The sequence below is a fragment of the Streptomyces sp. NPDC043896 genome (genome assembly GCF_056435605.1).
This window is the reverse complement of sequence record NZ_JBWKEE010000008.1, coordinates 230,755-242,148: the sequence shown is the minus strand read 5'-3', so window position 1 is coordinate 242,148 and position 11,394 is coordinate 230,755. Positions and strand designations below refer to the sequence as shown.

Genomic DNA, 11,394 nt, shown 5'->3' with positions numbered 1-11,394 from the left:
GGAAACTGACAAATTGCCAGCTGATTCTGTGGTCTGCCGATCCCGAAATCCATAGTCCGATATCCGGTGTGGCCTTTATCACTTTAACCCGTGAATACTTCATGGAAAACGGCCCAAATCGCCTACAAGGGACGCTGAAGTGCCAGGTCAGGGGGTGACCTCGCTTACGTGATGGTTCATGCTCAGCTCGCGCGACCCGCGCCTGGAAGGTGCTTCAGAGTACGGACCGCTGGTCCTCCAGGAGGCGGGTGAAGCTGTTATCTGAGTACCGAGGGCTGTGATGCGTGGGCCCGAGGGGGGAGTGGGAAAGAGAATGTCGGTCGGTGAAGCAGTGGATGAGAATCCACCAATACCCGTGCCCGCCAACGAAGTTGAAAACCCGCCGAGCCGCCGCTGGTACCGCCGGCGGCGCGCCACCGGCGGGCTGGCCGCGCTGCTTGCCTTGGCCGTCGCCGTCCCTGTGGGGATGCAGCTCGACGGACCTGAGCGGAGACCCGAAAGGGAGCCCGCCCCCAAGGCGCACGGCCCGGTAGCCGCCCCCGAAGCCCGCCGCCTGGCGCAGGACAGCGGCAAGGAGGTCGAGGTCACCGCTGAGGCAACCGCGCACACCACGACGTGGGCGCAGCCGAGCGGCAGGTTCAAGCTGAGGGTCTCGAGCCTGGCGACGCGGGCGAAGGTCGGCAACGAGTGGAAGCCGATCGACACGACGCTGGAGCGGGTGGCGGAGGGTTTCGCGCCGAAGGCCGTGAATGGGCGCGTGGTGTTCAGCGCCGGCTCGAAGGCTCAGGCCACGGGTGGCGGGGGTGGTGAGCGGGCCTCGCGTGGCGTCTCCCGTTTGGCCCTGGCCCGTCCCGCCGCATTGAAGGCGGATGGACCCGTTCCCGCGTGGAGCGAGCTGGTGCGGCTCACGACCGATGGGCACGACCTGGTCGTGTCCTGGCCGGGACCGCTGCCCGAGCCGGTCGTCTCTGGCCCGCGGGCGCTGTACGAGAACGTCCGCCCGGGCATCGACCTGGTGATGACGGCGCAGGACGGCGGTTACACGCACGTTCTGGTCGTCAAGGACAAGCAGGCCGCGGCCGACCCGCTGCTCGGGCAGCTGAACTACCGCCTCTCCTCCCCAGATCTGACCTTCCACCTGGACGAGGGGTCCCGGTCTGTCAGCGCCCAGGACGCGCAGGGCCGGGAGATCGCCGGTTCCCCCACGCCGTTCATGTGGGACTCGGCCGGCAAGGTGGCCGTTACCGAAGGTGAACCGCAGGCGCAGCCGGCGCCGGAGTCCAAGGACCACCCGACCCTCGCCCTGCCCGGCCTCAACGGCGCGGAGGGTAACCACGCGACGGCGGCCGGCGCCGCGCTGTCGGCGGAGAACGTCCTGACGGTGACGCCGAACGCGCAGCTGCTCAACGACGCGGAAACCGTCTACCCGGTCTTCATCGACCCCTCGTTCAAGGGGCACAAGCAGAACTGGACGACGTTCTACAAGACCGAGGGCGGCTCCAGCTTCTGGAACGGCCAGAACTACAACAGCGGCAGCGGCACACCCGAGGCGCGTGTCGGCTACGAGTCGACGACCGGCGGCACCTCACGGGCGGCGTTCATCTTCGACTTCGGCACCCAGATCCACGGCTCGCAGATCCGCTCGGCGAACCTGCGGATGCTGCAGACCTACTCATGGGGCTGTACCCCGAGGGCATTCGACGTCTACCACACGCCGCTGATCACCAGTGCCAGCACCTGGAACAACACTAACAACGGCACCTTCTGGGGCAATCGCATCGCCGGGGCGAGCACCGGCCATGGCTACAACAGCTCCTGCCCTGACGCGTGGGTGGGCATCGACATCAAGTCGAAGGTCGAGGAGGGTGCCCGGGGCGCGTGGCAGAACCTGACCCTGGGGCTGCGCTCGCCGAACGAGAGCGACGCCAGCTACTGGAAGAAGTTCCTCGCCAACGGCGAGAGCGCCCCGTACATCGAGGTCGAGTACAACAAGGCTCCCGACGAGCCGACCCAGGCCGGCATGGACACCGTCCCTGGCGGGCTGTGCGTGACCGACGCGCCGTTCAACAAGGTCGGCAAGTCCGACGTCATGTTCGAAGTGCAGGGCCGCGACGGCGACGGCAACCTCAAGCAGATCCAGTTCAAGGTCTGGCGCGCCTCGGACAACCAGGTGGTCTTCGACCAGTGGATCTGGCCCGATAGCTACGGCGTCGCCCGGACCACCATCCCGTGGGAATCGTTCGCTGCGAACACCACCTACTCCTGGACGGCCACCGCCAGCGACTGGGACGGATCCACCTCTGCGGCAGGCCCCGCCGGGACGGACAAGCCGTGCACGTTCACGGTGGACCACACCCAGCCCACCGCCCCCACCATCCGCTCCGAGGACTTCCCCGCGCCGGGTCCCGATGGCGCCGAGTGGAGCAAGAACACCCTCGGGCCCGGCAAGATCACCGTCATCGCGGGCGGCACCAACCCGGCCGACATCCGAGAGTTCCAGTGGTCGCTGAACCACCCCGTCTACGACCAGAAGGCTGTCCCTGCCGCAGGCCAGGACAACGTCACCGTCGACGTGAACCCGGACAACGCCGGACCCAACCTCTTCTACGTCCGCATCGTGAACAAGGCCGGGAACCTCTCCGCCCCCTTCACCTACACCTTCTACGTTCGCCCCCGGCCCGGCCTCGACGGCCCCGGCGACACGACGGGCGACGGCAAGGCCGATCTCCTGGTCGTCGACGGAGCCGGTGACCTGCGGGTCTACCCCGCCGACCAGATCGGCGACGTCGACGCGTGGATGCCGGCAGCCACCGACAACGGCAAGCCCGTACCGGCCGGCTACTGGAAGGACGCCAGCGGCAAGAACGCACTCATCGCCCACTCCCACGACTGGTGCCCCGGCGACGGCATCACCGACCTGATCGCCCGCATGCCCGACGGCAAGCTGTACGTCTACCAGGGCGACGGCAACGGCCGCTTCGACATTGGCAAGCGCACCGAGGTGCTGCTTCCGGCGGGGGCGCCCGACCCGGCCACGTTCTCCCAGATCGTCGTCGTCCCGGACATGAACGGGGACAAGATGGAGGACATCTTCGCCACCGCCGGGGACACGTTCTGGATCCTCACCGGATACAGCGGCGCCACCATCACCGAGGCCCGCCAGCTCTCCGCCACCAGCTGGACCAAGCGCGACATCATCGACGTCCGCGACATCACCGGCGACGGAGTACCCGACCTCCTCTTCCGCGACGACACCACCCCCGACCGAGGCCTGGCCCTGCGCCGAGGCAAGCCCGGCCCGGGCGGCGGAGCCGACATCAACTCCCTCGCCCTCGCGATCAACTCCGCCGACGGCAAGGACCTCACCTACGCCACCACCGGCTGGGACAGCACCACCTGGCCCCTCCTGCGCGGCACCCCCGACGTCAACAACGACGGCATTCCCGACTTCTACGCCACCCGCAACGACGGCACCCTCCACCTCGTCCTCGGAGGCCGGACGGCAGCCGCCACCAGCTGGCGTGTGGAAGAAGACGACTGGGCCACCGCCCGCGCCATCGGCTGAGCCAGAACCCCCGCTCCACCAACGAGTGCCCGGCCGGTCAACCACCGGCCGGGCACTCGCCCTCGGGCCCTTCCGTAGAGGTCCGCGCCACGCACTGCCATCTGTCTGCCAGAGGGAACCTCCATGCGCCTTCGTCCCGTCCGCCATGCCGTCGCAGCCGCCTCCGTGGCCCTCCTCGTCACCTCGTGCAGCGCCGGAAACGACACCTCATCCCACAGCGACGCCCCGCCGTCACCTGCGGCCGCAGCGCCGGCCCCCAAGCCCCTGAACGAAGAGCAGCTCACCGCCCTGGCCTTGACCCCGCAGGACCTTCCCGGCCACAAGGTCGAGGAAGGGTTCCAGGGCCCGGTCATCTCCACTGATCGGCCCGAGTGCCGGGCCCTGGCCACCGCCCTCCTCGGCGGCGCCATGACCGGCACAGGTGGCCAGGTGCACACCCAGGCCACCAAGGGCACGACCACGACAAAGGTGTCCCTGCACTCCTGGTACGGCACGAAGGCAGCAACCCTGCTCGCCGAGATCAAGGCCGCGGGCCAGGCATGCGGCGGCTCCGTCAACGTCGTCAACGGCGCCGAGAAGGTGACGCTCAGCAACATCGTTCCCAGCACGGCACCCACTGCCGGTGACGAAAGCGTCTCCTTCGCCGCAGAACAGGACCTGAACGGCAACAAGACGCCGATCGAGGTGACCCTGGTACGCAAGAGCACGACCCTGGCGACCTTCACCGCACACAGCACCTCCGCAACGGCAGAGAAACCGGCCGAAGTCGTGGCGGCACAGCTGAAGAAGCTCAGCTGAGGACAGCCGACTCCACCTCCGTAGCGGGTGCGTCCGCAGGGTGAAGCTGCCTGTCTCAGGCAAGATCGAAAGCGCCTATCCGGGCGACTTGACCTTGATCGTCGTGGGACTTCCATCATCGGTGTGCACGTGCAGTTCATTCTCGCCTGCGCAGCCGAAGCCCCCGAGCCCGGCCGAGGAAGACCCTCAGATGGGGGGATCAACCGAGCGGTGCATACCCGCGCCCATTTTCCATCCGATCACCACATCACCCAAGGGGTGCAGCATGAGCCTGGCCTTCTTCCTTCTGACCCTCGGCACCATCAGTCTTGTCGCGGGCAGCGCCCTCGCTTTCAACATCCGCGATGCCGCAGGCGCGGCGACACGCTACGCGGCAGCCAACGCCGAGCTGGCCATGCACGCCCGCGGAGACCTCGGCACCCCGAAGCGAATCATGTCGAAGCAGGTCTACCGCTACCTGGGAGCCGTGATGGCCCTTGCAGGGCTGGTTCTCACCCTGGGAGGCCTCCTGGAACTCGCCTTCTAACGCCCGCCCGAGCCCGTCGCGCCACGCCGGCGAGGCCTCTCGCCCGCAGCGGTGCAGCACCGGCGCCAGCAACACCCCTTGGCGGGCTCTTCCGCGCGCGGATGAACACGAACAACCACTCGCGGTCTATGCGTCGGGCGGTGTCCATCGCTTGATGACGTTGGGCAAGGAGTGCGGTGCAGGCCATGCCTGGATCCGGATCTCCTCCCTGTCTTCGGGCTCGTCCTCGCAGTCAGGGTCGGGGAAGGCCGCGGCTTCGAGATTCCGTCGAGACGCTCGGACGCGGGTCCAGCCGGCGGGCATGTCGAAGCGTGCTGCGTCGGGGCCGTAATCGGTGCAGCCCAGCACGACCATTCGTCCGGAGGCCAGGTTGAGGCTTGCCTCTGCGACGTGGTCGAAGTCGGCGCTGTCATCGGCTGGCGGGCCCGTGAGGAGGTCGATGGTGACGTCGACGGTGACGTTGACTGCCGTGCCGATGGCCAGGGCGTGTTCGGCGATGCCGAGCCCGTCTAGGACGGCCTGTTCGGTCCACACGTCACCGATGCCGGTTTCGGTTGCCTCGGAGTCGTCGTCCAGGACGTGGATCTGGAAGTAGTCCGCGAAGAGCTCAAGGTTGGTCGCCACGGAGGCATCATCCCTGCTGCCCAGGCAGGGCAGCACCGTGGGGTGAGGTTGTCTTCGACGGGGCCGCTGGCAGGGTGATCTGAACATGAGTGCTGGCCCGTCACGAGACGCACGCGACAGAGTCACCACGAAGCCGACACCGTGTTGACGACGACCCGGCGGTCACCGGGTTCGTTTCATCCCGTCCCATCGGCAATCAGCACGTCGCCTTCATGCGCGCTCACACTGGATACCGTAGGCGAAGCGTGAGCTCCCTGAAGCCGTGTTGGCCAGGTCGGCTTGCGGCACAGAAGCCATGCTCAGCAGGCTCTCCGTCCTTGGCCGCCGCGACGAGCAGGGCCGGCTGCTTACGGCCGGCCGCACAGTTGCGTTGCGCCCACAGCAGGTGCGCCAGGTCGGTGAGCACCTTCCCGTGGCCCTTCCCAGGCACCCCGAACTGGGGTGCGGTCGCGCCCGCCTGGGGACCGCGCGTCCTGATCGTCGTCGGTCGGGCTCTACGACGACTGCTCTCGGTCAGCCGCACGGCCTTCCCACGCCGTGCGCGGGACCAGACCGATCCGCACGCCGTACCCGTCCGGGCCCTCGGGCACGGTCTGCTGCTCGGTGGCGATCAGCTCGCAGCCCACGCATCGGACCGTCGTGGTGATGTACGCGAACCGATCCCCGCCGTGCTGCTCGTCCCACTCGGCGGCTCGTGTGCCGCAGTGCTCGCACACGCTGCGCCGGTACGCCTCGAAGGCCAAGGCCTTGGCCCGGTCGGACTCCGACCACCGGCCGTCCCCCGCGCTGAGGAAGAAGGAGTGCGGGATCCGGTAGCGGTCGCACAGCTCCAGCTCGGCGCGCAGGTGCCCGTCAGCGATCAGCCTTTTCCCAGCTCGCTCGCGGTCGCACGGTTGATCTGCTGCGCCTGCCACGCCGCCGCGAACAGGCTGTTGGACTCCGCGACCGGCCAGCCGTCCAGGAGATCCTGCGCTTCCTGGAGCGTCATGCCGTCGACCTCGCGGCCTTCGTCGTCGCGCTCGATGTGCGCCGCGGAGACCAGCGCGGCCGGGAAGCTCGTCGGGTTCCACGCGTCGCCGTCCTCGGCCTGGTCCTCCGTCGGAGGGTGCTGCCGTATCAGCCCGTCCAGCGTCGGCCGGGGCAGCGCCCGGAAGGAGAGCGTGACCGACACCTCGTCGAAGGCGTCCTGCGCGGCGGCGAGTTCGGCCCCCGCGGCCTTCAGCTCCTCCTGCTCGCCGCCGGTCTCGGCGTCAGCCAGCCGAAGCCGGGCAACGTCCAGTTTCGCCCGGTCCAGGCGCTGCTTGGCCGCCATGTCGTCGCACAGCTGAAGGACCTGCTCGGGAAGCTGGCGGGCGCGGAGCCGGGCGAGCTTCCGCGCCCAGTGGTCGTCGCGGCCGGTAGCCGGCGGGGTCGTCGGCTCGGTGGGGGTGATGCTGGTCATCGGGAGCTCCGTGGTGGGGGAGGTCCCGGCCGGGCGAAGCACGCCGCCCGGCCGGGAAAGGAGGGCGGTTACGGCTTCGGTGCGGCGGCAGGTACGGGCGCGTCCTGGAGCGGCTTCTCCGTGATCGAAAAGCTGACGACGAACTTGGCGGCTTCGTTGTCCACGCTGTACTGCGGGGACCGGGAGCCGATACGGACCGGGAAGACGTCCATGGACCGGGAGCCGGGAACGTCGCCCTTGCGGAGGAAGACCACCCAGCCGGTGGAGTCCTTCGTGAGCAGCTGCTCGATCTCGTCCGCGACCTGGTCCTCGTAGAAACCGAGGGAGGAGTCGTCTGCCTGGTCCACGCCGGGGATCTTCGACTCGAACGTGGACCCCAGGTCAGGGGTCTCGATCGCCTGGTTCGACAGCGACCAGCCGTCGATCGCGGCGACCGCGTTCGTCAGGTCCGTGCCGGCGGTCAGCTCCGCCCGCGTAGGAAGGTGGCCAAGGTCTTTGACCGCCTTCAGCCACAGGATGCGCGTGACTCCGCGCCGAGAGTACTTCTGGATCTGCAAGGTCTGCTGTCCGATTCCGGGACGGCAGCCGTACGTCAGGGAGGCCCCGTCCCTCGACGATGTCGGGGAACCGGCCCATCCATTGATCGGGTTGGGCGTCCGCGTGGGGCCTCCGCGGTGAGGGGGCGGTCAGCTGAATGCCCAGCTCGCCGAACGTGATCAGCGTACCGGTGCTGGGAAGACGGTCGGATCAGCTCCACCGCTTGAGTTCTAGGGTTACGCTTCCTCTCGTGACTAAGAACGGTCCCAGCCGCACTCAGGAGTTGCCGTTCGGCATCCCTGCGTGGTGGGCTGATCAGGAACCGTCAGATATAGACCGTGTTTTCGCCGAGAACGCGATGGTCGTCACGTATGAGGCCCGCTATCGGCCAGGCCAGATGCGGGATATCGGCCGGTTCGGCCTCGGTCTCAAGGCTGTTGCGCAGGCTCATCGGGCAAGAAGCGCCGTTGGGCATGAGCTCGAAGACCGCCGATTGCGAGACCTGCTGGGTAACGCCTGGGTCATCGTTACCACTGGCTCAGCCGCGATTCCGGCGGATAGTGCGACACCCGCCGAGCGGGAACCGCTGCCACGAAGCGAGGCGCTACGTGAGCGCCGGGAGAATGAAGCGGGACCGGTATTCCAGGAACGCGCGTTCACCGATCTCCACCGGATGTCGACCGCGCAGCTCGTTCGGCTTGACCGCCGACTGGCCCGGCTCAGCCGACAGCTGCAACGCGCTCTAGACCGACTCCTAGGCCTGGGCGACTACGAGTTCAGCACCTACGTACCACCCCACGACACATCGCCATGCGGTCTGCTCAGGATGGCTTCACCTGAAATCCCACGCGGGCCGCAGCCCGGTCTCCACCTCGATGCCCCAGTACGCCCCTGGGCGCTCGCTGCCTGATCTCCGGAACAGGTGGCTGCTGCGCCTGTTCATCGACATGGAGTTCCAGTGCAGCTGATCAACATCATCATCTCCGCAATCACGGAGAACGGGACGGAATCGACCCTCATCGCGCTCGGTGCGGCGATCCTCGGGCCGCCCGTGACGAAGCGGCTCATCGGCCTCACCCGCGAGTTCTGGGGGCCCAAGGTGACACGGCTCCGCCGGGTGATCGCGGACCGTGTGGCGCCCGCTGAGCCCGTTGAAGACCGGCCCGAGGAGGTTGCCCACCTCTCCGAGCGCGTCTGACACCGTTCGTGGGGGCGGGGACCGCGACGGTCCCCGCCCCCACGCGCCTCACTCCGAAGCGGTGGCGCTGACCTGGTACCGCTGGACGTACGTTGTGAAGTCCCCTGCCGCAGCGGGGTCGGCTCCTTCATCCACGAGGAGCTCGCGAGCCCAAACTCTGCTGCTGTGCACCTTGAGGGGCTGCTGCCACTCACCGGCTGCTGTCCGTCCGAGGAACGCGCGGCGTACGCCGTCGGCCAGCCATTCCGCCTGATCGACGCGGGCGCCCACGATGGTCACCTGGTAGGTGAGATGGGCGTCCTCCGCGGCGTCGGAGAATGGCGCTCCGTCCACGGGTCCCCCCAGCGGGTAGAGGACGGTGTAGGGCAGCGGCGCCGGCCGCCCGTCCACCAGGGGCAGCGAGCCGAGCCCGCACGGCCTCCCGGTTGCCGTGACCAGCATGGCCCGGACCGCAGCGGTGATCGGGGCACGGGCGATCACTCCGGACCTCCGGCGAAATGCGCGGCGGCCGGTCCCTCGATGGAGAGGACGCCGTACCGGCACAGGCCCAGCGCGTCCCATTCGGTGACGCCGGGGGTGGTGATGATCGACAGGGCCCGTTCGCCGTCGCCGTCCAGCATCTCCGCGACGATCAGGGCACGGGACAGGATGCCCCGCTCGTGGCCGCCCAGGACTTCGGTCAGCGCCATCTCAACATCCGCGGACAGGTCGCTCACAGGGCACGCTCCACGGCCGCATTCAGGAGGCGTACGGCGGTCGGCCCCGCCGCCTCCAGTGCGGGCCCGGCGTGCGGGAAGGGCGGCTGCGCGTACCGCCGGCCGAGCGAGTCCGTGCCGACGAAGCCGTACTCCAGCCGCCTGGCCTGCGGGGCGCTAGTGCCGACCTCCGCGACCCACACCGCCCCACCGCCCTGGACCTCCGACCGCCACGACGCCCGGTACTGGCCAGTGATCACCCGCGGGCCCGGGCGCCCGGATGCGCGAGCCCGGACTGCAGCAACGATCGCCGCCGCGCTGAACCGCACCGCCGCCTCCGACTCCCCACGCAGCACCAGCGCGCCCTGATCGAGCGCGGCAGCAAGAGCGGCGGGGTGATTGAAGGAGCCCTTCTTCCTGCTCACGATCCACTCCGGTCGTGCTGCTCCAGCCACACCGTCCGCAGCACCGGGAACGACGACACCTCGCCCAGCGTCGTCACCTCGTACGTACGGCCCACGGCCTGGGCGTCACGAGCCTCTTCCACGAGCACCTCGTCGTGGTCCTCCAGCTCTGCGACCTGCAGCGGGAGCAGCAGCCGGTACCCGGCACGGATCTCCTCTGCCCACGCCCCGTTCCGGCCCCGGGAGCGGGTCTTCTCCTGCTGCGGGTACAGCCCGGCCTTGCCCTCGTACACGACGAGCGGAGCCGCCGGGACGAGTTCGCCCGTGGCCGGGTCCAGGACGTCTTCCTCGCCGGCCCGGGTCACACGGACCTTGTCCGGCATCATGTGCCGATCAGCGAACCGGGCGATCCCGCGAGCGTTAAGCACTGGCCGCCCACTCCCGCAGCTGCGCCAGGACCCCGCGGGTCAGCTCCCCCGGCTGGCCGTCCAGGTCATTACGGCCCAGCACGGCCTGGTCGAGCTTCTGCCACGGCACCGCATCAAGGAACTCGATCACCACGTGCCTCAGATCCGCCGGCTCCGCCATCACCTCCGCGAGCCCGTCGAAGCCGAACCCCTGCCACTCGGTGTTCACGTAAAGGGTGACCTCCGGCGGCTCGCCGGGGGCCTGCGTGACCCTGTAGACCTCCACGGCTGCGGAAACGTCCTGGCCGTCGAGCTCGATCACCGGCGGCTCATCGTGGGGCGCGGCGATCCGAATACGGCGAGGCTGATCAAACTTGCTCATGACCAGGACACTAGGTGCGCGAAGCGCACGTCGGCCGCCCTTGGGCGTCGCCGTTGTGGCCCGGTGAATGGCCGCTGGGAATGACGAGCTCAATGCCTCCCACCGCAAGGTCTGTGCTCGGGTCGAGCGCGTCCTTCCGCCCCGATGAAGACCCAGAAGATCCTGCGTGACTTCAGCCTCAAGGGTGGTGGCCGCTTCTCACGCGATGAACGGGGCCACCCGGCTGTACAACCTCTCCCACGCTGGGTGACGGTGCGGCCCGAACAGCGAACGACCCGTTCAGGCCGACATGAAAGATCCTTTCTGGGAACCGCTAAGCAGGCGGCAGGCTCTGCGGGCATGGCCTCGTAGGCGCCGCCCTGCACAGCGCAGCTGCTGGCTGGCCGAAACCCTGTTTTGTGTTCGCAAGATCTCTTAGGTAGACAGGGGCTCATGACGGCGCGACATGTTGGGCGCGTGACGGTACGACAGGTGGGCGGATGAAGTTCGACATGGGCAGCACCACGCTGTCGGAACTGGGAAAGGCCACGACCGGTTCCAGCGAGGACCTCGGCACGCTGATCAAGCTGCTGATCGCCGCCGCGGACCCGCTGGAGGGCAAGTTCAACGGCGTCGGCCGGCAGGCGTTCGACTCCTTCAAGCGGCGCTCCGACGCGATCACCGCCGAGCTGAACGCCTCGCTGCGCGCCATCCTCGGCGGTCAGGCCGGAATGGACACCTCGTTCACCACCGGTGACCAGGAGCAGGGCGACAACGCCCACCAGAACATGGGCTCCGCGAACTTCGACGCCGCTCGCTTCGGCGCGCGCTGACACCC

The 11,394-nt window shown here is 68.4% G+C and carries 15 protein-coding genes; 5 read left to right on the top strand and 10 right to left on the bottom strand.

The window, feature by feature from the left end; translation table 11 throughout:
• Nucleotides 1-355 precede the first annotated feature (355 nt).
• The 3 genes from AC069X_RS14555 (at nucleotide 356) to AC069X_RS14545 (ending at nucleotide 4,889) form a co-directional block, all read left to right on the top strand.
• Nucleotides 356-3,565 (top strand): DNRLRE domain-containing protein, encoded by a 3,210-nt coding sequence (locus tag AC069X_RS14555; protein WP_478728573.1) that lies wholly within the window; start codon nucleotides 356-358, stop codon nucleotides 3,563-3,565.
• Nucleotides 3,566-3,688: 123 nt separating this feature from the next.
• Nucleotides 3,689-4,363, top strand: coding sequence for a hypothetical protein (locus AC069X_RS14550; protein ID WP_478728572.1), 675 nt, complete (start codon nucleotides 3,689-3,691; stop codon nucleotides 4,361-4,363).
• A 265-nt stretch (nucleotides 4,364-4,628) separates the two neighbouring features.
• Nucleotides 4,629-4,889 carry a hypothetical protein gene (locus AC069X_RS14545; protein WP_478728570.1) on the top strand — a complete coding sequence of 87 codons (261 nt, stop codon included), beginning with the start codon at nucleotides 4,629-4,631 and terminating at the stop codon, nucleotides 4,887-4,889.
• A 126-nt stretch (nucleotides 4,890-5,015) separates the two neighbouring features.
• Here AC069X_RS14545 and AC069X_RS14540 read toward each other — a convergent pair whose 3' ends face one another.
• The 5 genes from AC069X_RS14540 to AC069X_RS14520 form a co-directional block, all read right to left on the bottom strand.
• A complete protein-coding gene (locus AC069X_RS14540; RefSeq protein ID WP_478728568.1) occupies nucleotides 5,016-5,513 on the bottom strand; it encodes a hypothetical protein in 498 nt (165 codons plus the stop codon).
• Between the two features lie 494 nt (nucleotides 5,514-6,007).
• On the bottom strand, nucleotides 6,008-6,427 hold the full coding sequence (locus AC069X_RS14535) for a hypothetical protein (protein ID WP_478728566.1): 420 nt from the start codon (nucleotides 6,425-6,427) through the stop codon (nucleotides 6,008-6,010).
• Nucleotides 6,373-6,954, bottom strand: coding sequence for a hypothetical protein (locus AC069X_RS14530; protein WP_478728564.1), 582 nt, complete (start codon nucleotides 6,952-6,954; stop codon nucleotides 6,373-6,375). Before AC069X_RS14530 ends, AC069X_RS14535 begins: the two co-directional genes overlap by 55 nt.
• Before the next feature lie 68 nt (nucleotides 6,955-7,022).
• Complete coding sequence (locus AC069X_RS14525) at nucleotides 7,023-7,511, bottom strand: phage tail tube protein (protein WP_478728562.1); 489 nt, start codon at nucleotides 7,509-7,511, stop codon at nucleotides 7,023-7,025.
• Between the two features lie 305 nt (nucleotides 7,512-7,816).
• Entirely contained in the window at nucleotides 7,817-7,942 is a 126-nt protein-coding gene (locus AC069X_RS14520; RefSeq protein ID WP_478728560.1) for a hypothetical protein, read from the bottom strand.
• Between the two features lie 507 nt (nucleotides 7,943-8,449).
• Between AC069X_RS14520 and AC069X_RS14515 the strand changes: the two genes are divergently transcribed.
• Entirely contained in the window at nucleotides 8,450-8,689 is a 240-nt protein-coding gene (locus tag AC069X_RS14515; RefSeq protein ID WP_478728558.1) for a hypothetical protein, read from the top strand.
• A gap of 48 nt (nucleotides 8,690-8,737) precedes the next feature.
• Here AC069X_RS14515 and AC069X_RS14510 read toward each other — a convergent pair whose 3' ends face one another.
• From AC069X_RS14510 to AC069X_RS14490, 5 genes are read right to left on the bottom strand one after another with little or no spacing between them, the layout of a single operon-like run.
• Nucleotides 8,738-9,130: a hypothetical protein gene (locus tag AC069X_RS14510; protein WP_478728556.1), complete on the bottom strand. Its 393-nt coding sequence runs from the start codon at nucleotides 9,128-9,130 to the stop codon at nucleotides 8,738-8,740.
• A gap of 35 nt (nucleotides 9,131-9,165) precedes the next feature.
• Nucleotides 9,166-9,405, bottom strand: a complete 240-nt coding sequence (locus tag AC069X_RS14505) for a hypothetical protein (RefSeq protein WP_478728554.1) — start codon at nucleotides 9,403-9,405, stop codon at nucleotides 9,166-9,168.
• Nucleotides 9,402-9,809, bottom strand: coding sequence for a hypothetical protein (locus tag AC069X_RS14500; RefSeq protein WP_478728552.1), 408 nt, complete (start codon nucleotides 9,807-9,809; stop codon nucleotides 9,402-9,404). Before AC069X_RS14500 ends, AC069X_RS14505 begins: the two co-directional genes overlap by 4 nt.
• Nucleotides 9,806-10,216 (bottom strand): DUF6093 family protein, encoded by a 411-nt coding sequence (locus tag AC069X_RS14495; RefSeq protein ID WP_478728550.1) that lies wholly within the window; start codon nucleotides 10,214-10,216, stop codon nucleotides 9,806-9,808. Before AC069X_RS14495 ends, AC069X_RS14500 begins: the two co-directional genes overlap by 4 nt.
• On the bottom strand, nucleotides 10,209-10,577 hold the full coding sequence (locus tag AC069X_RS14490) for a hypothetical protein (protein ID WP_478728548.1): 369 nt from the start codon (nucleotides 10,575-10,577) through the stop codon (nucleotides 10,209-10,211). Before AC069X_RS14490 ends, AC069X_RS14495 begins: the two co-directional genes overlap by 8 nt.
• Before the next feature lie 479 nt (nucleotides 10,578-11,056).
• Here AC069X_RS14490 and AC069X_RS14485 point away from each other — a divergent pair, with 479 nt between their 5' ends.
• The gene (locus AC069X_RS14485; RefSeq protein WP_478728546.1) at nucleotides 11,057-11,389 is read left to right on the top strand and encodes a hypothetical protein; all 333 of its coding nucleotides are present in this window, start codon (nucleotides 11,057-11,059) and stop codon (nucleotides 11,387-11,389) included.
• Nucleotides 11,390-11,394 lie beyond the last annotated feature (5 nt).